Origin of the sequence: Streptomyces sp. 8N114 (assembly GCF_052245835.1) — a bacterium.
Classification (GTDB): domain Bacteria; phylum Actinomycetota; class Actinomycetes; order Streptomycetales; family Streptomycetaceae; genus Streptomyces.
On sequence record NZ_JBQQBT010000001.1, the window covers coordinates 1,188,769 to 1,211,427 of the forward strand.

At 70.7% G+C, this 22,659-nt stretch carries 21 protein-coding genes and 2 rRNA genes; 4 read left to right on the forward strand and 19 right to left on the reverse strand.

The window, feature by feature from the left end:
• The first annotated feature begins 84 nt into the window (after window positions 1-84).
• On the forward strand, window positions 85-1,854 hold the full coding sequence (gene argS, locus ACTWQF_RS05435) for an arginine--tRNA ligase (RefSeq protein ID WP_443277468.1): 1,770 nt from the start codon (window positions 85-87) through the stop codon (window positions 1,852-1,854).
• 16 nt (window positions 1,855-1,870) lie between these two features.
• Here the strand turns inward: argS and ACTWQF_RS05440 are convergent, their stop codons facing one another.
• The 12 genes from ACTWQF_RS05440 to ACTWQF_RS05495 form a co-directional block, all read right to left on the reverse strand.
• Window positions 1,871-2,434: a GAF domain-containing protein gene (locus tag ACTWQF_RS05440; protein WP_443277470.1), complete on the reverse strand. Its 564-nt coding sequence runs from the start codon at window positions 2,432-2,434 to the stop codon at window positions 1,871-1,873.
• The gene (locus tag ACTWQF_RS05445; protein ID WP_443277472.1) at window positions 2,415-3,041 is read right to left on the reverse strand and encodes a GTP-binding protein; all 627 of its coding nucleotides are present in this window, start codon (window positions 3,039-3,041) and stop codon (window positions 2,415-2,417) included. Before ACTWQF_RS05445 ends, ACTWQF_RS05440 begins: the two co-directional genes overlap by 20 nt.
• Window positions 3,019-3,423: a DUF742 domain-containing protein gene (locus ACTWQF_RS05450; RefSeq protein ID WP_443277474.1), complete on the reverse strand. Its 405-nt coding sequence runs from the start codon at window positions 3,421-3,423 to the stop codon at window positions 3,019-3,021. The genes ACTWQF_RS05445 and ACTWQF_RS05450 overlap by 23 nt, the downstream gene beginning before the upstream one ends.
• Entirely contained in the window at window positions 3,420-3,839 is a 420-nt protein-coding gene (locus ACTWQF_RS05455) for a roadblock/LC7 domain-containing protein (RefSeq protein ID WP_443277475.1), read from the reverse strand. Before ACTWQF_RS05455 ends, ACTWQF_RS05450 begins: the two co-directional genes overlap by 4 nt.
• 15 nt (window positions 3,840-3,854) lie before the next feature.
• Window positions 3,855-5,792 (reverse strand): ATP-binding protein, encoded by a 1,938-nt coding sequence (locus ACTWQF_RS05460; protein ID WP_443277477.1) that lies wholly within the window; start codon window positions 5,790-5,792, stop codon window positions 3,855-3,857.
• Window positions 5,793-6,011: 219 nt separating this feature from the next.
• Window positions 6,012-6,368 carry a cupin domain-containing protein gene (locus ACTWQF_RS05465; RefSeq protein ID WP_443277479.1) on the reverse strand — a complete coding sequence of 119 codons (357 nt, stop codon included), beginning with the start codon at window positions 6,366-6,368 and terminating at the stop codon, window positions 6,012-6,014.
• Between the two features lie 300 nt (window positions 6,369-6,668).
• A complete protein-coding gene (gene hemB / locus ACTWQF_RS05470) occupies window positions 6,669-7,712 on the reverse strand; it encodes a porphobilinogen synthase (protein WP_443277481.1) in 1,044 nt (347 codons plus the stop codon).
• The gene (locus ACTWQF_RS05475) at window positions 7,709-9,346 is read right to left on the reverse strand and encodes a uroporphyrinogen-III synthase (protein WP_443277593.1); all 1,638 of its coding nucleotides are present in this window, start codon (window positions 9,344-9,346) and stop codon (window positions 7,709-7,711) included. The genes hemB and ACTWQF_RS05475 overlap by 4 nt, the downstream gene beginning before the upstream one ends.
• A gap of 86 nt (window positions 9,347-9,432) precedes the next feature.
• Window positions 9,433-10,434, reverse strand: a complete 1,002-nt coding sequence (gene hemC / locus ACTWQF_RS05480) for a hydroxymethylbilane synthase (protein ID WP_443277483.1) — start codon at window positions 10,432-10,434, stop codon at window positions 9,433-9,435.
• Complete coding sequence (locus ACTWQF_RS05485) at window positions 10,431-11,759, reverse strand: glutamyl-tRNA reductase (protein ID WP_443277485.1); 1,329 nt, start codon at window positions 11,757-11,759, stop codon at window positions 10,431-10,433. Before ACTWQF_RS05485 ends, hemC begins: the two co-directional genes overlap by 4 nt.
• Window positions 11,756-12,529 carry a redox-sensing transcriptional repressor Rex gene (locus tag ACTWQF_RS05490; RefSeq protein ID WP_443277486.1) on the reverse strand — a complete coding sequence of 258 codons (774 nt, stop codon included), beginning with the start codon at window positions 12,527-12,529 and terminating at the stop codon, window positions 11,756-11,758. The genes ACTWQF_RS05485 and ACTWQF_RS05490 overlap by 4 nt, the downstream gene beginning before the upstream one ends.
• 345 nt (window positions 12,530-12,874) lie before the next feature.
• Complete coding sequence (locus ACTWQF_RS05495) at window positions 12,875-13,111, reverse strand: glutaredoxin family protein (protein WP_443277488.1); 237 nt, start codon at window positions 13,109-13,111, stop codon at window positions 12,875-12,877.
• Window positions 13,112-13,280: 169 nt separating this feature from the next.
• Between ACTWQF_RS05495 and ACTWQF_RS05500 the strand changes: the two genes are divergently transcribed.
• The 3 genes from ACTWQF_RS05500 to ACTWQF_RS05510 all read left to right on the forward strand — a co-directional run bounded on the left by ACTWQF_RS05500 (window position 13,281) and on the right by ACTWQF_RS05510 (window position 17,145).
• Window positions 13,281-14,216 carry an HAD family hydrolase gene (locus ACTWQF_RS05500; RefSeq protein WP_443277490.1) on the forward strand — a complete coding sequence of 312 codons (936 nt, stop codon included), beginning with the start codon at window positions 13,281-13,283 and terminating at the stop codon, window positions 14,214-14,216.
• A gap of 380 nt (window positions 14,217-14,596) precedes the next feature.
• Window positions 14,597-15,583 (forward strand): ECF subfamily RNA polymerase sigma factor, BldN family, encoded by a 987-nt coding sequence (locus ACTWQF_RS05505; RefSeq protein ID WP_443277492.1) that lies wholly within the window; start codon window positions 14,597-14,599, stop codon window positions 15,581-15,583.
• A 209-nt stretch (window positions 15,584-15,792) separates the two neighbouring features.
• Window positions 15,793-17,145: a DUF5667 domain-containing protein gene (locus tag ACTWQF_RS05510; RefSeq protein WP_443277494.1), complete on the forward strand. Its 1,353-nt coding sequence runs from the start codon at window positions 15,793-15,795 to the stop codon at window positions 17,143-17,145.
• Between the two features lie 96 nt (window positions 17,146-17,241).
• On the opposite strand, the gene ACTWQF_RS05515 is transcribed toward ACTWQF_RS05510, so the two are convergent.
• The 7 genes from ACTWQF_RS05515 to ACTWQF_RS05545 form a co-directional block, all read right to left on the reverse strand.
• Entirely contained in the window at window positions 17,242-18,480 is a 1,239-nt protein-coding gene (locus ACTWQF_RS05515; RefSeq protein ID WP_443277496.1) for a lysophospholipid acyltransferase family protein, read from the reverse strand.
• The gene (locus tag ACTWQF_RS05520) at window positions 18,473-19,570 is read right to left on the reverse strand and encodes an NAD-dependent epimerase/dehydratase family protein (protein ID WP_443277498.1); all 1,098 of its coding nucleotides are present in this window, start codon (window positions 19,568-19,570) and stop codon (window positions 18,473-18,475) included. The genes ACTWQF_RS05515 and ACTWQF_RS05520 overlap by 8 nt, the downstream gene beginning before the upstream one ends.
• A 128-nt stretch (window positions 19,571-19,698) precedes the next feature.
• Entirely contained in the window at window positions 19,699-19,797 is a 99-nt protein-coding gene (locus ACTWQF_RS05525; protein WP_003948845.1) for a 30S ribosomal protein bS22, read from the reverse strand.
• 186 nt (window positions 19,798-19,983) lie between these two features.
• A complete protein-coding gene (locus ACTWQF_RS05530; protein WP_157846443.1) occupies window positions 19,984-20,193 on the reverse strand; it encodes a helix-turn-helix domain-containing protein in 210 nt (69 codons plus the stop codon).
• A gap of 888 nt (window positions 20,194-21,081) precedes the next feature.
• A complete protein-coding gene (locus tag ACTWQF_RS05535; protein WP_443277499.1) occupies window positions 21,082-22,260 on the reverse strand; it encodes an acetoin utilization protein AcuC in 1,179 nt (392 codons plus the stop codon).
• 79 nt (window positions 22,261-22,339) lie between these two features.
• Window positions 22,340-22,456 (reverse strand): 5S ribosomal RNA (rrf, locus tag ACTWQF_RS05540).
• Window positions 22,457-22,553: 97 nt separating this feature from the next.
• A 23S ribosomal RNA gene (locus tag ACTWQF_RS05545) occupies window positions 22,554-22,659 on the reverse strand; the annotation flags it as partial.

Consider the following 22,659-nt stretch of genomic DNA (forward strand, 5'->3'; position numbering starts at 1 on the left):
TCCGAAACACGGCGGCGGTCCCCTATATGCACGTGGGATACTGGGCACCGCATCCAGCCACCCCGACGGAACGGTCAGCACTCCATGGCTACGGTCCCCTCCCTCGCCGCTACGGTCCACCAGCGCGTCTCGGACGCCCTCTCGGCTGCGCTGCCGGAGGCCGCCTCCGCCGACCCGCTGCTGCGACGCAGCGACCGGGCGGATTTCCAGGCCAACGGAATGCTCGCGCTGGCCAAGCAGCTCAAGGGCAACCCGCGGGAGCTGGCCGCCAAGGTCACCGAGGCGCTGCCGGCCAACGACGAGATCGCGAACATCGAGGTCTCGGGCCCCGGCTTCCTCAACATCACCGTCGCCGACAAGGCGATCGTGGAGAACCTGGCGGCGCGGCGGCAGGACGAGCGCCTGGGCGTGCCGTACAAGGACAACCCGGGTACGACGGTGATCGACTACTCGCAGCCGAACGTCGCCAAGGAGATGCACGTCGGGCATCTGCGCTCGACGGTGATCGGCGACGCGATCGTGCACCTGCTGGAGCACCGCGGCGAGACGGTCGTCCGGCGCCACCACATCGGCGACTGGGGCACCAACTTCGGCATGCTCATCCAGTATCTGATCGAGCATCCGCACGAGCTGGACCACGAGTCGGACGCGGCGGGCGCCAAGGACGCGGGCGAGGCCGCGATGGCCCGGCTCAACCGGCTCTACAAGTCCTCGCGCGCCCTCTTCGACTCCGACGAGGACTTCAAGTCCCGGGCCCGGGACCGGGTGCCGGCGCTGCAGAGCGGCGACCCGGAGACGCTGGCCCTCTGGCACAAGATCGTCGACGAGTCGAAGACGTACTTCCAGGGCGTCTACGACGAGCTGGACGTGGAGATCCGGGACGCGGACATCGTCGGCGAGAGCGCCTACAACGACGACCTCCAGCAGGTCGTCAAGGACCTGGAGGAGTCCGGCGTCGCCGTCCGCTCCGAGGGCGCGCTGTGCGTGTTCTTCGAGGACGTCAAGGGCCCGGACGGCACCCCCACGCCGCTGATCGTGCAGAAGTCCAACGGCGGTTTCGGCTACGCCGCCACCGACCTGGCCGCCATCCGCAACCGCGTCGGCGAGCTGAAGGCCGACACCCTGCTGTATGTGGTGGACGCCCGGCAGTCGCTGCACTTCCGGATGGTCTTCGAGACGGCGCAGCGCGCGGGCTGGCTGCCCGAGGGCGCGGCTCGGCAGCTGCCGTTCGGCACCGTGCTGGGCAAGGACGGCAAGCCGTTCAAGACCCGTGAGGGCGAGACGGTGCGGCTGGTGGACCTGCTGGACGAGGCGGTCGAGCGCGCGGCGGCCGTCGTACGCGAGAAGGCCGATGAGGGTATCTCCGAGGAGGAGATCCAGCGGCGCGCGAAGCAGGTGGGCATCGGCGCGGTCAAATACGCGGACCTGTCCAACTCGATGACCCGGGACTATGTCTTCGACCTGGACCGGATGGTCTCCCTCCAGGGCGACACCAGCGTCTATCTGCAGTACGCCTATGCGCGGGTCCGCTCGATCTTCCGCAAGGCGGGCGAGCTGGAGCCGGTGCCGCACCCCGAGCTGGAACTGGCCCCGGCCGAGCGGGCGCTGGCCCTGCACCTGGACGCGTTCGCGGACACGCTGGTGGCCGCGGCCGACGAGTACGAGCCGCACAAGGTCACGGCGTATCTGTACGAACTGGCCACGCTCTACAGCCGGTTCTTCGAGAACTGCCCGGTGCTCAAGGCGGACACGAAGGAGCAGACCGAGAACCGGCTGTTCCTGTGCGATCTGACGGCCGAGGTCCTCCAGCAGGGCCTGGCCCTGCTGGGCATCCGCACGCCCGAGCGGCTCTGAGCACCGCTGCGGAGCGTCAGGGCCGACCGCGCACGATCTCCTGCTGAACCTCCGCCGCCATCTTCTTGATGGTGCGCAGACCCTGCTGTCCCCACGGGCGTGGCCGCGTGTCGACGACACAGACCGTGCCCAGCGCCATGCCCGTGGCCGGGTCGATCAGCGGTGCTCCCAGATAGGAGGTGACACCCACCTCGTCCACCACGGCGTTGACCCCGAACCGCGCGAAGTCACGTACGTCCTCCAGCACCAGCGCGGTGCGCCGCGCGACGACGTGCACACAGAATCCGAGGTTCCGGGGCATCTCCCGGCCGAAGCCCCCGTTCGGGTCGACCGGGCCCTTGGCCGGGTCCACGCTCGCGTCGTAGAGCCCGGCGAAGTACTGGCGCTCTTCGTCGATGAGATTGACCGCCGCGACCGGCGCGTCCGTGATCCGGGCCAGCTCATGGGCGTACGCGTCCAACTGCGCCACAGGCTCCTCGTGGAACCCCAGCTCCTTGAGCCGGGCCGCCCGCGCCGGTCCCTCCGGATCCTGCGGGGTCAGGAGCAGCCGGGCCGTCAGATCAAGCGGTGGGGATGACATGCGCACTCCTCGGGTCGATCAGGTGCTGGATGAGAGAGATGAGAACCCCGGTCGACGAGTCGGACTTCCGCGCGTCGCACAGCACCACGGGTATGCCCTCGTCGAGGTCGATCGCGGCCCGTACCTCGTCGGGGGTGTAGCGGTAGGAGCCGTCGAACTCGTTGACGGCCAGCACGAAGCGGATGCCGCGCCGCTCGAAGTAGTCGACGGCGGCGAAGCAGTGCTCCAGCCGCCGGGTGTCGGCGAGCACCACAGCGCCCAGCGCCCCGGCGGACAGCTCGTCCCACATGAACCAGAACCGCTCCTGGCCCGGGGTGCCGAAGAGGTAGAGCACATAGCCGCTGTCGAAGGTGAGCCGGCCGAAGTCCATCGCCACCGTCGTGGTGGACTTCTGCTCGACCCCCTCCAGACTGTCCGTGGCCGCGCTCACCTGCGTCAGCAGCTCCTCGGTACTCAGCGGCTCGATCTCGCTGACCGCTCCCACGAAGGTCGTCTTGCCGACCCCGAAGCCCCCCGCCACGATGATCTTCAGCGCGGTCGGAAAGCCGTCGGACGCGGTCGGAGAGGAATCGGAGGATGAGGGGTCAGAGTCGTCTACGGAGCCCATCCAGCACCGCCTCCAGCAGTTCTCGGTCGTTCGGGTCGGGGCCGTCCTGGAGATGGATGGGCCCACGGGTGGCGACGGCGCCGCAGTCCACCAGGTCGGACAGCACCACCTTGGTGACGGTGGCGGGCTGCCGGATGTGCGCGGCGATCTCGGCAACGGACATCGGACCGCGGCACAGCCGGAGCACATGGTCGTGCTCCGGACCCAGATAGCCGTCCGGGGGCACCCCGGTGGCCCGCACCATGGTCAGCAGGTCCAGCGGAGCCGAGGGCTTGGTCCGCCCCTCACTGACGGTGTACGGGCGGACCAGCCGGCCCGCGTCGTCGTCGAGCCACGGATCGTCACCGGAGCCTGGGCCGATGGGACCTGGGAGTGCCGTCATTCGCCGCTGGGCCGGCGCGCGGGGGTGACCAGATACGGACGGACGCTCTTGACGAGCATGGCCATCTCGTACCCCAGCACTCCCGCGTCCGCCTCACTCCCGGCGAACACGGCCAGGCAGGCGCCCTGACCCGCGGTCGTGACGAACAGCAGCGAACTGTCCAGCTCGACCACGACCTGGCGGACGCTGTCCCCGTCGGCGAACCGCACCCCCGCACTGCGCCCCAGCGAGTACAGCCCCGAGGCGAGCGCGGCCATATGGTCCGCGGAGTCGGGCTCCAGCCCGTGCGCGGCCTTGACCAGTCCGTCCGCCGACAGCAGGAGGGCGCTGCGGGCGTGTGGTACGCGCTCCACGAGTCCGGTCAACAGCCAGGAAAGGTCCGCCGCCGTCCGCCGCGTGGGTGCTTCGCTCATCATGTTCGCGTTTTCCTCCTAGTGGGGCGAGCTGTCGCCGTCGTGCGGGGGCGGGGGCACGGGCGGCGTCCCGCCGCGCTCTTCGGCGTCGGCGCGGCCGACCCCGCGCTGAAAGGCGGCCATGAGCCCGGGATTGTGGACGGGTTCCTCCTCGGGGGCGCCCGCGGCCCCGGCCGTCGGGGCCGCCGGCGCGTCCCGCAGCTCCGGAACGATGTGCTGCTGCTTCTGTCGCCGAGGCAGCTGAGGCCGTCCCTCGGCGCCCAGTTGCGGCTGCCCGCCGGGGTGCGGCTGTCCAGCAGGCTGCGAGTGCGCAACCGGCTGCGGCTGCCCGCCGGGGTACGGCTGCCCGGCCGGTCCGCCGCCGGGCATCTCCGGGCGCCGGTCCGCGCGTTCAGGGGCGGGGGCCTCTGCTTCGGCGGGTGGGTGGGGGTGGCCGGCCGGTCCGGCGGCGGACGCCGGGAGACGGCCGTCGGGCCGGTCCACCGCCGCACGGCCGCGAGCCTCCGCATCCGGAGGCGTGGCCGGGGCCGAGGGCGCGGCATGGCGGCCCCGCTGCAGACGCATCGTGGGCTCGGGGGCGCCGAGCCCACCGACGGCGGGATCCGGGGCGGCGGCCAGGGGCGAAGCCCCCGGCGCGGCGTCGGCCACCTGCTCCTGGCCGCCCTCCTGAACGCCCCCTTGGCTGCCCAGCATCGTGTGGGGCAGTACGAGGACGGCCTGGATGCCGCCGTAGATGTTGCTGCGCAGCTGTACGGCGACGCCGTGCCGCCGGGCCAGCGTGCCGACCACGTAGAGGCCGATCCGGCCGTCCGTCAGCAGCTCGGCGACATCGACACCCTCGGGGTCGGCCAACAGGGCGTTCATCCGCCGCTGTTCGTCGTCCGTCATACCCAGGCCCCGGTCCTCGACCTCGATGGCGAGCCCGGCGGTGACATGGCTGGTGCGCAGCAGCACCTGGGTCTGCGGCGCGGAGTAGACGGTGGCGTTCTCCACCAGTTCGGCGAGCAGATGGATGACGTCGGCCACCGCCTGTCCGCGTACGGTGCCCTCGATCGGAGGGACCAGCTTGATTCGCTGGTAGTGCTCCACCTCGGCGGCGGAGGAGCGCAGGATCTCGGTGAGCGGTACGGGTTTCGTCCACTGGCGCCGGGAGACGGCGCCGCCCAGCACCGCCAGGTTCTCCGCGTAGCGGCGGATGCGGGTGGCCAGATGGTCGACCTGGAAGACACCCTTGAGGATGTCCGGGTCCTCGACCTGGTTCTCCAGCTCGTCCAGCACCTTGATCTCGCGGTGCAGCAGCGACTGGAGGCGGCGGGCGAGGTTGACGAAGACGGCGACCCGGTCGGCGGCCTGGAGCCCCTGCGCGCCGCCCTCGCCCGCGGCCACGGCCCGGTCGCGCGCTGACCGGTTCAGCGTCGCCGCCTGGGCCACCGCCGCCTCGGCGGTGCGCTGGGCGAGCGCGAGCTCCTGGGCGAGGGATTCGAGCGGGCCGTCGATGCCCTGCGGAACGGATGCCGCGGCGTACCCGGGCGCGGGCGGGCTCGGAGGCTCGCCCGCCTCCAGCCTGCGGAGCTGGTTCTGTATTCGGTGCCGGCTGTGCTCGGCTGCGCGCCGCAGCACGGCGTACTGTTCGAACGTCGTACGCGCCTGGGCCGATGCGCTCCGGACACCCACCGCGAGCGCGGCGGCAATCGCCACCAGCGCGGCGCCGAGCACGCTCAGCGAGGCGGCGTCGCCGAAGCCGGTGTGCACGGCGGTGGAGTCGTCCGGCTCCCAGGCGGACCACAGATACGTCACCACCCCGGCGGCTGCGAGTGCCACGACGAGCGCGGGCGTGTACGCCAGCCGCACCAGGCGGCGGCGCAGTGCCGCGTCATTCCCCGCGGCACCCGCGGCGCCCGCGGCGACGGGCGCTTCCCGCAGCGTGTGCGTCGGGGAACTTGGAGGTCCGGGCATCGATTCCCTCAAGCGGTTCTGATGGAGTGGAAGGAAAGCTTCCGCACGCAGAGAACACTCATTCTCCGCACAGGGTGGCGAGTGTAGCCATCATGATTCGGCGGCGGGGGCCGGAAGCGGCGTCGTCACAACTGCCACACATCTCAGGAGGGTTCGCGCCCCTCGCTCCGGCCCCCGCCCGCCGGGCCCGCGGCAGCAGCGCCCGGGCCCGGCACAGCCTCAGCGCTGCGGGAAGAACACGTACAGCAGGCAGCCCTGCTCGCTGCGCGGGGTGTGAGTGGAGCCCTGTGCCCCGCGGACCCGGCTGCCGACCGGGTAGGCGCCTGCCTCGTCCTGGAGTTCGCCCTCCAGGACGACGACGATCTCGCTGCTGTCGCCGTGGTGGTCGGGCTCGGTGTAGCCGGAGCCTGGGGCGAACCGTACGTACGCCTCGCGCGGCAGCGGGTCCGAACCGTCCGCCGGGCTGGTCCAGTCGACCACCTGCGCCGTCACCCCGGGGTAGAGCTCGATCGGGTCGATCTGTCCCAGGGCCTCGGTGTTGACCACATGGAAGTCGGGGCGGTCGAGAGTCGTCATGGTGTGCTCCTCTTTCTCTGCGATGGCTCTGCGACAAAGGGGACTCGCGAGACGGAAGAGGTGCGCCGTCGAAGTCGCGCGGGGTAAGCCGCCCAGCACAGTGCGGTGACATGACGTCAACTGCATGGGCGCCGGGCAGACTTCCCCCGGCGCCGGTTCGAACAAGGCGGGATGAGCGTAAGTGATCCTTCCGCCTGGCCACAACGGGGACGTGAGTTAATTGCCGGTAAGCACGGAGAAAAGCGGAAGAGCGCCATCCGTCCAGCGGATGACGCCCCTTCACGGCATTTCGCAGCCGGCTCAGCGCTGTGTGCGCAGCAGCCCCGCGGCCTCCGTCGCCCAGTAGGTGAGGATCATGTTCGCCCCGGCGCGGGTGAAGCTCGTCAGCGTCTCAAGGATGGCCGCCTCGCGGTCGATCCACCCCTTCTCGGCGGCTGCCTCGACCATCGCGTACTCGCCGGAGATCTGGTAGACGCCGACGGGGACCTCCGCCCGCTCGGCGAAGTCCCGCAGGATGTCCAGATACGGCAGCCCGGGCTTCACCATCACCATGTCCGCGCCCTCGGCGAGATCCAGCGACAGCTCGCGCAGCGCCTCACGGGCGTTGGCCGGGTCCTGCTGGTAGGTCTTGCGGTCGCCCTCGAGCGAGGAGCCGACGGCCTCACGGAACGGCCCGTAGAACGCGGAGGAGTACTTGGCGGTGTAGGCGAACATCGCCACGTCGGAGTGCCCGGCCTCCTCCAGCGCCGCGCGGACGTACGCGATCTGGCCGTCCATCATGCCGCTGGGCCCCAGCACATGGGCGCCCGCATCGGCCTGGACGCGGGCCATCTCCGCATACCGCTCGAGCGTCGCGTCGTTGTCCACGCGCCCGTCGGCGGCCAGCACCCCGCAGTGGCCGTGGTCGGTGTACTCGTCCAGGCACAGGTCGGACATCAGCACCAGCTCGTCGCCGACCTCGGCCCGCACGTCCCGCAGCGCCACCTGGAGGATGCCGTCCGGGTCGGTGCCCGCGCTGCCCTGCGCGTCCTTCTTCGCCTCGTCCGGGACGCCGAACAGCATCAGCCCGCCGACGCCCGCCTCGACCGCCTCCACGGCGGCCTTCCGCAGGGTGTCGCGGGTGTGCTGCACGACACCGGGCATCGAACCGACCGGCACCGGCTCGCTGGCGCCCTCCCGTACGAAGGCGGGCAGGATCAGGTCCGCCGGCCGGGTGCGGTGCTCGGCCACCAGGCGGCGCATGGCCGCCGTGGTACGCAGCCGCCTCGGGCGGGCAGCCGGGTAACTGCCGTACGTGCTCGGGCTGCCGCCGTACGTGGTCGAGCTGCCGCCTTGCGTGCTCATGATGTGCGTGCCCTCCTCCTGGCCGGGCGCTTCTCGCTCGGCCGCTTCACCTGTTCACCTGCCTCCACGGCCGCGGCGCGCCGCTGGGCGCCGAAGTCGGCGAGGGCCTCGGCGAGCTTGTGCACCGACGGCTCGGGAGACATGACATCCACCCGCAGCCCGTGCTCCTCCGCGGTCTTCGCGGTGGCCGGGCCGATACAGGCGATGACCGTGACGTTGTGCGGCTTGCCCGCGATACCGACCAGGTTCCGCACGGTCGACGACGAGGTGAACAGTACGGCGTCGAACCCGCCGCCCTTGATGGCCTCCCGAGTCTCGGCGGGCGGCGGCGAGGCGCGCACCGTGCGGTAGGCGGTCACATCGTCGACCTCCCAGCCCAGCTCGATCAGGCCGGCCACCAGCGTCTCGGTGGCGATGTCGGCGCGCGGCAGGAACACCCGGTCGATCGGGTCGAAGACCGGGTCGTAGGGCGGCCAGTCCTCCAGCAGCCCGGCCGCCGACTGCTCGCCGCTGGGCACCAGATCGGGCTTGACGCCGAACTCGATCAGCGCGTTCGCCGTCTGCTCGCCGACGGCCGCGACCTTGATCCCGGCGAAGGCACGGGCGTCCAGCCCGTACTCCTCGAACTTCTCGCGGACCGCCTTGACGGCGTTGACGGAGGTGAACGCGATCCACTCGTAGCGGCCCGTCACCAGACCCTTGACCGCGCGCTCCATCTGCTGCGGGGTACGCGGCGGCTCCACCGCGATGGTCGGCACCTCGGCGGGTACGGCGCCGTAGGAACGGAGCTGGTCGGAGAGGGAGGCCGCCTGTTCCTTGGTACGGGGTACAAGAACCTGCCAGCCGAACAGCGGCTTGGACTCGAACCAGGCCAGCTGGTCGCGCTGGGCCGCGGCACTGCGCTCACCGACCACGGCTATGACGGGCTGCCCGCCGTCCGGCGAGGGCAGCACCTTGGCCTGCTTGAGGGTCTGGGTGATCCCGCCGAGCGTCGCGGTGAAGGTGCGCTGCCGGGTGGTCGTCCCGGCGAGCGTGACGGTCAGCGGGGTGTCCGGCTTGCGCCCCGCGGCCACCAGCTCCCCCGCTGCGGAGGTGACCCGGTCCAGGGTGGTGGAGACGACGACGGTCGCATCGCTCACGCCCAGCTCGGTCCAGCACCGGTCGTCCGCCGTGCTCGCGTCCACGAACCGCACGTCGGTGCCCTGCGCGTCGCGCAGCGGGACCCCCGCGTAGGCGGGCACGCCGACGGCCGCGGCGACGCCTGGTACGACCTCGAACGGAATCCCCTCGGCGGCCAGCACGAGCATCTCGCGGGCCGCGTCCGAGTCCAGCCCGGGATCGCCCGCGACCGCACGCACGACCCGCTTGCCGGCGCGCGCGGCGGCTATGGCAGACTCGCCCGGGTCGAGGGCTGCATCGTCAGCCGCTGCGGAGGCAGTTGACGCTTCGTCAGCCATGACTTGCAGCGGTGTGTCCACACCTGGCCGGGTATGGGCACGTACGACGTCGTACACGCGTGGACCGGCGACCAGGACGTCGGCCTGCCCCAGCGCCTCGACGGCGCGCAACGTCAGCAGTCCCGGGTCTCCGGGCCCGGCACCCAGGAAGGTGACGTGTCCGTGTGCACCGTGCAGGTGCTGTCTGTTCGCGACTGCCGTCTTCTGTGCGGTGCTCGACGTGTCAGCGCGTGCTGCGCTCGACTTGTCGGCGGCGGTGGGGCTCAAAGTGCTCGCTCCCCCATCAGACCGGCCGCACCCTTGGCGAGCATCTCTCCGGCGAGTTCCTGGCCCATACGCTCAAAGGCAGCCAGATCGCCGTCGGACGCCGGTGCGGGACCGGTGGTGGACAACTGCACCAGCGTGCGACCGTCGGTGGTGCCGACGACGCCGCGCAGGCGCATTTCGGTGACAACCTGCCCCTCGACAAGCAGGTCGGCCAACGCCCCCACGGGTGCGCTGCAGCCGGCCTCCAAGGCGGCGAGCAGGGTTCGCTCAGCGGTGACGGCCGCCCGTGTACACGGGTCGTCCAGCTCCGCGAGCTGTGCGGCCAGGTGCGTGTCGGACGCCACGCACTCGACGGCCAGTGCCCCCTGTCCGGGGGCGGGAAGAACCTGGTCGGGCTCGATCAACTCGGCGGCCTCCTCGTCGAGGCGGCCGATGCGCTCGAGACCCGCGGCGGCGAGCACGACGCCGTCGAGCTCACCGGAGCGCACGTACCCAATCCGCGTATCGATATTCCCCCGGATCGGGACAGTCTCGATCTCGAACCCGAGCGTACGCGCCCAAGCGTGCAATTGCGCCATCCGGCGGGGCGAGCCCGTACCGATCCGAGCGGTGCCGGGCGCCGCGGCGCGGGCCAGTGCCTCCAGCCCCAGCCCGTCCCGGCCCACCAGCACGTCCCGGGCATCGGCCCGGGCCGGGACGGCGGCCAGCACGTACTCCGCCGGCTGGGTGGTCGGCAGATCCTTCAGCGAGTGCACCGCGAAGTCGATCTCCCCGCGCGAGAGCGCGTCCCGCAGCGCGTTGACGAATACCCCGGTGCCGCCGATCTGCGCGAGCTGTTCCTTGCTGATGTCCCCGTACGTGGTGATCTCCACCAGCTCGACGGGCCGCCCCGTCACCCTGCGCACTTCCTCGGCGACCAGCCCGGACTGCGCCATCGCGAGCTTGCTGCGGCGGGTGCCCAGCCTCAGTGGGGGTTTGGCTGTGGCGTCGGTGTTCATTGCCGCTCCTGTTCCGGATTGCTGACAGCGGCGACCGCCTGCGGGTCGAGGTCGAAGAGTTCACGCAGCGCGTCCGCGTACCCGGCACCGCCGGGCTCGCCCGCGAGTTGTTTGACGCGCACGGTCGGCGCGTGCAGCAGCTTGTCCACGACACGGCGCACGGTCTGCGTGATCTCCGCGCGCTGTTTGTCGTCCATCCCGTGCAGCCGCCCTTCCAGCCGCGCCATCTCGGTGGCGACGACATCGGCGGCCATGGTGCGCAGCGCCACGACGGTCGGCGTGATCGTCGCCGCCCGCTGCGCAGCCCCGAACGCGGCGACCTCCTCCGCCACGATGCCGCGGACCGCCTCGACGTCCTGCGCCATCGGCGCGTTCGCCTCGGCATCGGCCAGCGACTCGATATCCACGAGCCGCACCTGGTCGATCCGGTGCACAGCGGCCTCGACGTCCCGGGGCATGGCGAGATCGAGAACGGCCAGCCCCGGTGTGCCCGCAGCCGCACCGGACCCCCGACCGCCCAGGGCGCCCTCGATATCCGCAGCCCTCAGCACGAGCCCGGCAGCCCCGGTGCAGGAGACGACGACGTCCGCGGCGGCCAGCTCCTCCGCGACGGCCCCCATCGGCATCGCACGGGCACCCAGGCTCTCCGCGAGCCGCTGCGCCCTCTCCAACGTCCGGTTGACGATCACCAGTTCGCCCACACCGGCGCGCGCCAGCGTCACAGCGGCGAGGGAGGACATGGACCCGGCGCCGATCACCAGCGCCCGGCGCCCACGCACCCACTCCTCGACATCGCGCCCCGCGGCCAGCTGTTCGAGACCGAAGGTCACCAACGACTGCCCGGCCTTGTCGATGCCGGTCTCCGAGTGGGCGCGCTTGCCCACCCGCAGCGCCTGCTGGAACAGATCGTTCAGCAGGCGCCCGGCGGTGTGCTGCTCCTGCGCGACGGCCAGCGCGTCCTTGATCTGGCCGAGGATCTGCCCCTCGCCCACGACCATCGAGTCGAGCCCGCATGCCACCGAGAACAGGTGGTGCACGGCCCGGTCCTCGTAGTGCACGTACAGATACGGGGTGAGCTCGTCCAGCTCCACCCCGCAGTGCTGGGCCAGCAGCGTCGAGAGCTCGGCGACACCCGCGTGGAACTTGTCGACGTCCGCGTACAGTTCGATCCGGTTGCAGGTGGACAGCACGGCGGCCTCGGCCGCGGGCTCCGCGCCCACGGTGTCCTGCAACAGCTTCCCCCGCGCCTGCGGGGCCAACACGGCACGTTCCAGCACGCTGACCGGCGCACTGCGGTGGCTCAGACCGACGACGAGCAGACTCATGCCGGCATCACGGCGGGCAGGTCCCCGTCACTTCCGGACTCGGGGGGCCGCTTGGCGACGGCCACGGCGGGCGGCGCGACAGGCGGTGCCGTGTCCGCCTCGCCCTCACCCGCCTTCCGCTGCTCGTGGAAGGCGAGGATCTGCAGCTCTATCGAGAGGTCGACCTTGCGTACGTCGACCCCTTCGGGGACGGACAGCACGGTCGGCGCGAAGTTGAGGATGGAGGTGATCCCGGCGGCGACGAGCCGGTCGCACACCTGCTGCGCCGCGCCCGCCGGGGTGGCGATCACGCCGATGGACACCCCGTTGTCCGAGATGATCTTTTCCAGCTCGTCGGTGTGCTGCACGGGGATGCCCGCGACGGGCTTCCCGGCCAGGCTCGGGTCGGCGTCGATCAGCGCCGCCACCCGGAAGCCGCGCGAGGCGAAACCGCCGTAGTTGGCAAGCGCTGCGCCGAGGTTACCGATACCGACGATGACGACCGGCCAGTCCTGGGTGAGGCCCAGCTCGCGGGAGATCTGGTAGACGAGGTACTCCACGTCGTAGCCGACCCCGCGGGTGCCGTACGAGCCGAGGTAGGAGAAGTCCTTGCGAAGCTTGGCCGAATTCACGCCCGCCGCGGAGGCCAGCTCCTCCGAGGAGACCGTGGGCACCGAGCGCTCGGACAGCGCGGTGAGTGCCCGCAGATACAGCGGAAGGCGGGCGACGGTCGCCTCGGGGATTCCTCGGCTCCGACTCGTCGCCGGACGGTGATTTCGGCCAGTTGCCACGGTGCTCCTGCCGGTTGCGCGAAGCGGTGAGCGGTCGTATGTGAGGCACTCCCCCGGACCGCTCCGTCGCGCCCAGGCTATGCCTTTGTGAACGCGTGCACAAAGATTGTGTCCGGTTTGTCCGGCCAACGTGACCGGCGCCACAGGCATCAACGGGGACACCCGGCCACACTCCTCACGTATACGCCCCCGGACGGCAAAACGCCCTTGATACTAATCGAAACGAGCTCGAACCCTGACCACATTCCCACTGGACAAGGCCGCCCCAAGCGCCCATTGAGCGGCGTTCGAGCGGGCATGAGGCGCGCACCGCACGAGCGCGGATTTGCGTTCGGCAGCACTACGTCACGACGTGAGCGCGCTCCGGAGTCGCTGGGGGTCGACCCGCCAGAAGTCGTGCTGCCGGCCGTCGACGAGCACGACCGGGATCTGCTCCCAGTAGAGGCGGTACAGCTCCTGGTCCTGGTTGATGTCCTTCTCCTCCCAGGTGGCGCCCACTTCCTCGCACACCCGGACCACTACGTCCCGCGCCACGTCACACAGATGACACCCGGGCTTCCCGATGAGGGTCACAGTCTTCATCCCTCCATTCTCCAACCCCCCGAGGCACCTGCAGCCCCTCCGCACACAACGCCCCCGCCGGCGGCGATCCCTCCCCGGGCAGGACCCCCACCCAGCCGTTCACCCGCTCCACACCCCCGGCAATCCCGGCGCAACCGATGTTCCGAACAGACTGGCTATGCTCGCGGACATGGCCCTTCCCGCATGGCTCACTTCTCGCAAGCGCTCGGCGACTGCGCGCAGCGTGCTCGCAGGCGAGGCCGCCGCGGAGGCGGCGCGGAAGCAGGAGCAGGAGCAGGCGGCGCGGCGCGAGGCCGCCGAAGGGGCGGAGGAAGCGGAGTTCCCCGTGGCCGGGGACGTGCATGCCGCCGCCTTCTTCGACCTGGACAACACGGTCATGCAGGGTGCCGCCCTCTTCCACTTCGGCCGCGGTCTCTACAAGCGCAAGTTCTTCCGGAAGCGCGAACTGAGCCGCTTCGCCTGGCAGCAGGCGTACTTCCGGCTCGCCGGCTCCGAGAACGCCGACCACATGCAGGACGCGCGGGAGAGCGCGCTGTCCATCGTCAAGGGTCACCGGGTCTCCGAGCTGATGGCGATCGGCGAGGAGATCTACGACGAGTACATGGCGGGCCGCATCTGGCCGGGCACCCGCGCGCTCGCGCAGGCACACCTGGACGCGGGGCAGAAGGTGTGGCTGGTGACAGCTGCGCCCGTCGAGACGGCAACGATCATCGCGCGGCGACTGGGCCTGACCGGCGCGCTGGGCACGGTCGCCGAGTCGGTCGGCGGCATCTACACCGGGCGGCTGGTCGGCGAACCGCTGCACGGACCCGCGAAGGCGGAGGCAGTACGCGCGCTGGCCGCTGCCGAGCGGCTCGACCTGGACAGGTGCGCCGCGTACAGCGATTCGGCGAACGACATCCCGATGCTGTCACTCGTCGGTTATCCGTATGCGATCAATCCTGACAGCCGTCTTCGGGCACACGCTCGTGAAATGGGCTGGCGACTGCGGGACTACCGCAGGGGCCGCAAGGCGGCCAAGGTAGGCATCCCGGCGGCGGCCGGTGTCGGTGCGCTGGCGGGCGGCGCGGTCGCCGCCGCCGCGGTCCAGCGCCGTCGCCGCTAAGGCCCTCACAAGGGCGGCCGTCCACCCGCGGGGGCGCGCGGTGCGCGTCCTGGATCCGCCGCGCGCCGCTGCAGGCGAGGCAATCCAGCAGTGTTACCCGGCGCTCAGGGCCGGCAGTCCCACTCCGCCCGGTCGAGCGGAACACATCACGCAGGCGTCAGATCCGGCCATGCAAATGATCAAAAACCGTCCTCGATTCGCACCTGATTACGGCTCCAATCCATAACAGAACGAACCGAAGCGACGTTTTTGACAACTAGGTGTAGCGCAGCCTGTACGAAGCGTTATTCTCCTCAGACGCAATTCGGTACCCATCCGTCCCTACGCCGGGTGACTGGTCCCGCACTGCACGTGATGGAAGCTCTGCCTCTGGGAGTCCCGTGTACCCACACGTCGGGGTTGACGCCTCGGGCCTGGCTACGCTGCGCACGACAGTCATCGACCAACTGCGTGCGTTCGTCCCCACCGCGTACGCCGTCCCTGCCCTCGCCGCAACAACCGCACCTGTCCCCGCAGGGGCCTCAACTGTCCCCGCAGGTCCCTGCCAAGCCCTCGCCCGCCGCGCCGCCCGCGCCATGACCACCGCGGCCGGACCGGCCGCCTCCGCCACGTCCCCGGCGGCATCGTCCCGTACCTCCTCCTCCACGACCACGCCTACCGCCGCACGCACCGCTGCGTCCGCCACATCCGCCGCCTCCTCGTCCCCCTCTTCGGCCGCCCGCTCCAACACGGCGACCGCGTCCCGGGCCTCCACCGCGAGCGGCAGGCGCGCCCGCGGCACCGGAGCGGCCGCACGACGCCCCGCCGCCTCCGACACCGACAGCCGCCGCATGATGGACCTGGTCGAACGCGCCCAGGACGGCGAGGCCGAGGCGTTCGGCAGGTTGTACGACCAGTACAGCGACACCGTCTACCGCTACATCTACTACCGGGTCGGCGGCCGGGCGACCGCCGAGGACCTGACCAGTGAGACCTTTCTGCGCGCCCTCCGCCGCATCGGAACCTTCACCTGGCAGGGCCGCGACTTCGGGGCCTGGCTGGTGACCATCGCCCGTAACCTCGTCGCCGATCACTTCAAGTCGAGCCGCTTCCGCCTCGAAGTGACCACCGGCGAGATGCTCGACGCCAACGAGGTCGAACGCTCCCCGGAGGAGTCGGTCCTCGAGTCCCTCTCCAACGCCGCCCTGCTGGAGGCTGTACGTAAGCTCAACCCCCAACAGCAGGAGTGCGTAACGCTCCGATTTCTCCAAGGGCTCTCCGTGGCCGAAACGGCCCGGGTGATGGGCAAGAACGAGGGCGCCATCAAGACGCTCCAGTACCGCGCCGTCCGCACCCTCGCCAGACTCCTCCCCGACGACGCGCGCTGAGCACATCGACCGTCGGCCATCGACCCTCGCACCGGTCACATCATCGTGACATCCGACTCCGTAACCCGAGTGGCTTGCGCTCGTTGTCGGGGTTGCAGACTCCCCGTAGCCGCTGCCCGGGCCGCACTCGCCCCTGAGTGAGCGCAGCCGGCCACGCTCATGGCTGTGTGCCGGGGAGCCGACCGTGCTGACGAGAGGAGGTGCCGCCGGTGATCGGATCCGTGCCGACGAGCCGACGGGCCATCGCCTTCGCCCAAGCCCTGGACGAGCAGGAGCGCGACGCGGGCGCGGCGGCCGATGCAGGGCCCGAGGGGTCCCCGGTCGGGAGTACCTCCCGGCCGAAGTCCCCCAGCTACCTCTCCCAGGAGGGGCCCCCAGGGGCGGGGAGGAGCGAAGAGGCACCGCCGACGGACACACCGCACAGCCACCGGGCCGGCGGTTCGGACCGGTCGCTGCTGTCCCTGGCGGACTCGCTGGGCGGGCTCCCCAAACCGGAGTTGGCCCCCGAGGTCAAGACGGTGCAGCGGGCCCAGCTGATCGCCGCCATGGAGGCCGCCTTCGCGGAGGGCGAGACGGCGGCACACGGCGCGCGCTTCCCGGAACAGCGCGACGCCCGTTACGGCTCCCGCGGCCGGGGCGGCGCACACCGCGCGCCCAGCCTCGGACCGCTGAGCAAGCTGCGGCCCAAATCCCGGCTGGGCAAGGGCCTCGCAGCCGGCGGACTGAGCGTCGGTGTCGCGGCCAGCGCCTTCGGCGGCGCCACCGCGGCCAGCACGGACGCCCTGCCCGGCGACTCGCTCTACGGCCTCAAGCGCGGCATGGAGGATCTCCAACTCGACTTGGCGGGCGACGACGCCGACCGCGGCAGCCTCCTACTGAACCACGCCTCCACACGGCTGGCCGAGGCCCGCCGCCTGATGGAGCGCGACCGCTCCGGCGAGCTGGACCACGAGGCGCTCGCCGAGGTCCGCAAGACCCTCTCCGGGATGCGGCACGACGCCTCCGAGGGGCACCGGCTGCTGAGCGCCGCCTACCAGCGGAACGGCGATCTGGCGCCGATCCGGTCGCTGTCCGCGTTCTCCAAGAACCACCGCGCGGGCTGGACCCGGCTGCGTGACCGGCTGCCGATGCAGCTGCACGATGTGAGCGACGAGGTCAGCTCCGTCTTCGACGCCATAGACCAGGACGTGAGCCCACTGCGCTCGCTCCTCCCCAGGGAACGGGAGGACGCCGCGCCCGAACGCGAGCCGGGCACCGGCGACCGCACGGGCGAGGAGCAGCCCTCCACTTCACCGAGCTCTCCGTCCACCGACGACATCGCTGGGCGGCAGCACGACGGCAGCGAGGAGCCGTCGCCCTCGGACTCCCAGCGCGAGGGCGAGGGGCTGCTCGGCGGCGGACTGCTCGAACCGTCCGAGAACCAGGGCAGGGAGGACAGCCCGTCCCACTCCGGCAGCAACTCCGGCAGCCCGTCCACACCCGGCGGCGTGCCCGAGGTGACCCTGCCTCCCCTCGTCCCGGATGTCCTGCCCCGCCTCGGCCTGGACGGCAACGGCAGCTAGCCACGGCAGCACATCGGGCCGGTGCGGCGGCGATCGGTTTTGCAGCGTTCACGAAAGCGCCCGGAAGCAGCGCCGGGACGAAACACTCGGAAACGCTCAGAAAAAGACCGACCGCCGCCGCACCAGCAGCTTGTAGAGCGTGTGCTGAATCGTTTCCCTCACCTGGTCGGTGAGGTTGAACATCAGCATCGGATCCTCCGCAGCCTCCGGCGGATAGCCGTCGGTGGGTATCGGCTCGCCGAACTGGATCGTCCACTTCGTCGGCAGCGGCACCGCACCCAACGGGCCGAGCCACGGGAAGGTGGGCGTGAGGGGGAAGTACGGGAAGCCGAGCAGCCGCGCGAGAGTACGGGAGTTGCCGACCATCGGATAGATCTCCTCGGCGCCCACTATCGAGCACGGCACGATCGGCGCGCCCGCGCGCAGGGCCGTGGAGACGAAGCCGCCCCTCCCGAACCGCTGGAGCTTGTAGCGGTCCGCGAAGGGCTTGCCCAGCCCCTTGAAGCCCTCCGGCATCACCCCGACGACCTCGCCCCGCTCCAGCAGCGTCTGGGCGTCCTCCGCGCAGGCGAGCGTGTGCCCGGCCTTGCGTGCCAGCGTGTTGACGAGCGGCAGTACGAACACCAGGTCCGCGCCGAGCAGCCGCAGATGGCGGTCGGCCGGATGCTGGTCGTGCACGGCGACCTGCAGCATCAGCCCGTCCAGCGGCAGGGTCCCCGAGTGGTTGGCGACCACGAGCGCGGCGCCGTCCGCGGGTATGTTCTCCACCCCGCGCACCTCGACCCGGAAGTACTTCTCGAAGACCGGGCGCAGCAGCGTCATCAGGACCTGGTCGGTCAGCTCCTGGTCGTAGCCGAAGTCGTCGACCTCGTACTCTCCGGTGATCCTGCGCCGCAGGAAGGCGAGGCCGCGCGAGGCCCGCGTCTCCCAGTCCGTGCCGAGCACCCGCTCCAGCAGCCCGGAGAGCTCCCCGGCAGCCGGCTGCGGTGCGGAGTCCGTCCCGGAAGCGTCGTCCGTCCCGTCAGGCTCGCCCTGTACCGGCGGCTCCTCCGGGCCCTGGGCCGCGTCCGGCTGCTGCTCCGGCACGGTCGTCAGCCGGGAGCGCCGGGTTGAGCGGCCACTCCTGCGACGGCCGCCACGGCCCGCGTCCGAGCCGCCTCCGGAACCCGAACCCGTCTGCGGGGCGGAATCGGTGGCGTCAGGGGGCTTCGGAGCTCCGGAGCGGCCCGTACGGGAGGAGCGGCTGCCGTCCCCCGGACTCCGTCCGGACGAGGCCCCCGAGCCGCGCGAGCGGTCCCGGTCGTCGTCGAAGGGTATGACCTTCGCGTCAGTCATCCTGGCGCACCTCCTCTGGCCCTGCCGCGGCGGCGCTCGACGCCTCCGGGCCAGGCGTTGCCGGCAGCAGTGCCGCGAACCGGTCGACCGCCTCGGCGAGCCTGCGCGGCGGGAGCAGACCCGGGCCGCGCTCCCGAAGGAAGGCGTCCAGCGTCTGGGCGGTCGTCCGGCGCGGGGTGAAACCCAGCACGTCGCGCGCGTGGGCGGTATGTACGACGCGCCCGTGGGTGAGCAGCCGTATCTGCTCGGGCGAGAAGTCCGTCGCACCCACCGAGCGCAGCACGCTCCGGCTCCACCGGATCGTCGGCAGCAGCATGGGCACCGTCGGCCGCCCCAGGCGCCGGGCGCACTGCGACAGCAGCAGGACACCGTCTCCGGCGATGTTGAACGTACCGGCGTTGAGCGTGCCCCGGCGCGGCTCGCCCGCCGCCAGCCGGAGCACCTCGATCACGTCGTCGTCGTGCACGAACTGCAGCCTGGGATCGTATCCCAGCACGGTGGGCAGTACGGGCAGCGAGAAGTACGCGGCGAGCGGCGACTCGGCCGCGGGGCCGAGGATGTGGGCGAAGCGCAGCACGGTCACGGCGACGTCCGGGCGGCGCCGCGCGAATCCGCGTACGTACCCCTCGACTTCGACGGCGTCCTTGGCGAAGCCCCCGCTCGGCAGGTCCCTGACGGGCGTCGCCTCGTCGAAGACGGCGGGGTCACGAGGCGCGGAACCGTACACACTCGTCGTCGATTTGATCACCAGACGACTGACAGTGGGCGCCTTCTGACAGGCACCGAGCAGCTGCATGGCACCTATGACGTTGGTCTCCTTGACGGTGCCGCGCCCGCCGCCGCCCAGTGTCGGCGGGGTGCCGTGCACATCCATATGGACGACGGTGTCGACGGCGTGCTCGGCCAGCACCTTGCCGATGGCCGGCTGCCGGATGTCGGCCTGTACGAAGTCCGCGCCGCCCAGGTGATGCGCGGGGGTCTGGGCGTCCACGCCGATCACCCGGTCCACGTCGGGCTCTCGCCGGATACGACGCACGAAGCGGCCACCGAGCGGTCTGGCCACCCCGGTGACGAGCACGACCTTGCCCACGATCCCTCCCTGACACCCGGATACGGTCAGCGCCCCGTACGAGCCGCACCGCGAATCCATAGCAGAACCGCCGCCTTTCTCCCCGCGCGGAGAGAAAGGCGGCGGTCAGTGGCGTGCGGTGCGCTCGCTCACTTCTTGTTGCGACGCTGCACTCGCGTCCGCTTCAGCAGCTTGCGGTGCTTCTTCTTCGCCATCCGCTTACGCCGCTTCTTGATGACAGAGCCCACGACTACCCTCGCTCACGGATCATCCCCGCATAACGCGGGGCGAACTCATTTCGATACTCGGTGCGGGGCGTCCGAGCCCACACGACCTACATGGGGCCACCCTACCCGCCACCCGGGAATGGACGTGAATCGAGGGTGCACCGGGACTCCGGTGCAGCGATGACCGAGCGCACACCTGATATCGGCCTAGGCGCTCTCCACCCCCACGTACGACTCCTCGAGGTACTCATGGACAGCCTTCTCCGGCACCCGGAAGGACCTGCCCACCCGGATCGCCGGCAGATGACCGCTGTGCACCAGGCGGTACACGGTCATCTTGGAGACTCGCATCACCGCGGCGACCTCCGCCACGGTCAGGAACACGACCTCGTTCAACGGCCGTTCGTCAGCAGCCATGTCACACCTGAACCTTCCGCACATGTCGGGCACCGGCTTCCCCTCCGGTGTCTCCTGCTCGCATGTGCGCTCCTCCCCAGATTAGGGGCGCGTGATGCAAGTGGTGAAGACGAGTAGGGATCGTCCGCCTACCGTGACAGACACGCTCGATTGAGTACATAGCGAGTAAGCGCGCGGTAGTAGTCGGACTGCGCAGCGTCATCCGACGGAACGCCCGTGCGCCCTCGCCCCTTGACTGACTCCCGCGGCGCCTCGCCGAGCGCCGCCCCCTGCGCACCCGGCGGCCCGGCAGCCCCGCTACGGCGCTGACCTGCACTGACGGCTCAACCATCGCCCCCTGCAAGCAGCTTGACGGTGGCTTGCCCCGCGCCACCACGCCGAGCGGCGCCACCCGGACAAGGGGAGGGGCGCAAGCCTTCGCGCCCCCGCGCACAACCGCCTGGGTGGGCGCTGGTTTCGCAGAACAGCGCGACCCCCCTTGCGTAGGAGAAGCCGCACTGACGTACCCCGAATTGCATCGCTATGTCGACACGTCTCCCCTGCGACAGTGCTAGGACGAGGCATCCCGGTGCCGACAGGGATGAGGCCCATGTGACGTAGTTGACCAGGAGTCGGTCAGGAGACATACCCGAGCCGACACCCAGCTTGCGGCCCACGCCGTCGTCCACGCTGACACAACCGAGCACCATCCGCCCGGAAACGGTCCCGGAACTGCCGATACCCCGCACTGGCCGTCCCGCAACCGAACCCTCCCGGAACGGTTCGCTCCCATACCGTCATTGCACCGTACGCCCCACTGGCAGGACCGACCCTGGCAGTGACGAGCTGCACGCCCCGCCGGGCCCGCGGAACAGCCAGCGCTACACGGCGATCGTCCGGGCCCGCGGGCTACGGCAACAGACCGTGCGCCGGGAACACCGCCCGTCGGGTCGCCCGCACCGCCTGGTCCAGCCGGTCCGCGGGGTCGTAACCCTCGCCCCAGTCCCGCCAGCGCGGCTCGCGCCCGTCCGTCATCCGCTGCGGTGCGCCGACGCTTCCCGTACGCGCATAGACCTCCTGCCGCCACTCGGCAGGCACTTCGGTCTCCCGAGGCACCGGCGCCCCCGCCGCGATCGCCACCAGATGCGTCCACGTACGCGGCACCACGTCGACGACCGCATAGCCGCCGCCCCCGGTCGCCAGCCACCGGCCCTCGGCGTACGTATGAGCCCACTCGTGTGCCGCTTCGGCCGCAAGCCGCTGTGCGTCCACGCTGACCGCCAAGTGCGCCAGCGGATCCTCGACATGGGTGTCCGCACCGTGCTGCGAGACCAGCACCTGCGGCTCGAAGGCCCCCAACAGCTCCGGCACCACCGCGTGCACCGCACGCAGCCATGCCTCGTCCCCCGTACCCGGCGGCAGCGCCACATTCACCGCGCTGCCCTCCGCACCCTCGCCACCGCACTCCTCCGGCCATCCAGTACCGGGGAAGAGCGTCCCCGGGTGCTCATGCAGCGAGATGGTCAGCACACGTGGGTCGTTCCAGAACACGTCCTGGACACCGTCCCCGTGGTGCACATCCAGATCCACGTACGCCACGCGCTCGGCCCCGAGCTCCAGGAGCCGGGCGATGGCGAGCGCGGGGTCGTTGTACACGCAGAAGCCCGACGCGCTCTGCGGCATCGCATGATGCAGCCCGCCGGCGAAGTTCACGGCATGCTGCGCCTTCCCCTGCCACACGGCCTCGGCCCCGCCCACCGACTGCCCGGCAATCAGCGCGGAAACCTCGTGCATACGCGGAAACGCGGGATCGTCCGGGGTGCCGAGGCCGTATCTCTGCTCAGCGGACGCGGGATCGAGGGACGCGCGGCGGACGGCGTCGATGTAGTCGGGTCGGTGCACCAGCCGCAGCGTCGAACCCCCGACGGGCTTCGCAGCGACGACGCTCAAGCCCGGGCTGCGCTCCACCCCCAGCGACTCGATCAGGCGCTTGGTCAGCGCGAGCCGTACCGGGTCCATCGGATGGCCACGGCCGAAGTCGTAGCCGGTGACGCCCTCATCCCACATCAACTGCGCGCGGCCGCTCATGCCCGCCACCGTATCGGGCCGTGCCTGGACATGGAAAAGCCCCGTTGGCGTCAGCCAACGGGGCTTATTCACACAATGAGTTCGGCGGTGTCCTACTCTCCCACACGCTCCCGCATGCAGTACCATCGGCGCTGTAAGGCTTAGCTTCCGGGTTCGGAATGTAACCGGGCGTTTCCCTCACGCTATGACCACCGAAACACGGCGAAACACACAACACAGCCAGCAACACAACCCAATTTCTGGGTGTGTTGGGGGTTGTTGTTTCAGAACCCACACAGTGGACGCGAGCATCTACGGACAAGCCCTCGGCCTATTAGTACCGGTCACCTCCACACGTTACCGTGCTTCCAGACCCGGCCTATCAACCCCGTCATCTCCAGGGAGCCTTACTCGCTCAAG

Bases quoted from the DNA above. Each gene is read 5' to 3' on its own strand.
- argS (WP_443277468.1), top strand. From the start codon at position 85: ATGGCTACGGTCCCCTCCCTCGCCGCTACGGTCCACCAGCGCGTCTCG.
- ACTWQF_RS05440 (WP_443277470.1), bottom strand. From the start codon at position 2,434: ATGTCATCCCCACCGCTTGATCTGACGGCCCGGCTGCTCCTGACCCCG.
- ACTWQF_RS05445 (WP_443277472.1), bottom strand. From the start codon at position 3,041: ATGGGCTCCGTAGACGACTCTGACCCCTCATCCTCCGATTCCTCTCCG.
- ACTWQF_RS05450 (WP_443277474.1), bottom strand. From the start codon at position 3,423: ATGACGGCACTCCCAGGTCCCATCGGCCCAGGCTCCGGTGACGATCCG.
- ACTWQF_RS05455 (WP_443277475.1), bottom strand. From the start codon at position 3,839: ATGATGAGCGAAGCACCCACGCGGCGGACGGCGGCGGACCTTTCCTGG.
- ACTWQF_RS05460 (WP_443277477.1), bottom strand. From the start codon at position 5,792: ATGCCCGGACCTCCAAGTTCCCCGACGCACACGCTGCGGGAAGCGCCC.
- ACTWQF_RS05465 (WP_443277479.1), bottom strand. From the start codon at position 6,368: ATGACGACTCTCGACCGCCCCGACTTCCATGTGGTCAACACCGAGGCC.
- hemB (WP_443277481.1), bottom strand. From the start codon at position 7,712: ATGAGCACGCAAGGCGGCAGCTCGACCACGTACGGCGGCAGCCCGAGC.
- hemC (WP_443277483.1), bottom strand. From the start codon at position 10,434: ATGAACACCGACGCCACAGCCAAACCCCCACTGAGGCTGGGCACCCGC.
- ACTWQF_RS05485 (WP_443277485.1), bottom strand. From the start codon at position 11,759: ATGAGTCTGCTCGTCGTCGGTCTGAGCCACCGCAGTGCGCCGGTCAGC.
- ACTWQF_RS05495 (WP_443277488.1), bottom strand. From the start codon at position 13,111: ATGAAGACTGTGACCCTCATCGGGAAGCCCGGGTGTCATCTGTGTGAC.
- ACTWQF_RS05500 (WP_443277490.1), top strand. From the start codon at position 13,281: ATGGCCCTTCCCGCATGGCTCACTTCTCGCAAGCGCTCGGCGACTGCG.
- ACTWQF_RS05515 (WP_443277496.1), bottom strand. From the start codon at position 18,480: ATGACTGACGCGAAGGTCATACCCTTCGACGACGACCGGGACCGCTCG.
- ACTWQF_RS05530 (WP_157846443.1), bottom strand. From the start codon at position 20,193: ATGGCTGCTGACGAACGGCCGTTGAACGAGGTCGTGTTCCTGACCGTG.
- ACTWQF_RS05535 (WP_443277499.1), bottom strand. From the start codon at position 22,260: ATGAGCGGCCGCGCGCAGTTGATGTGGGATGAGGGCGTCACCGGCTAC.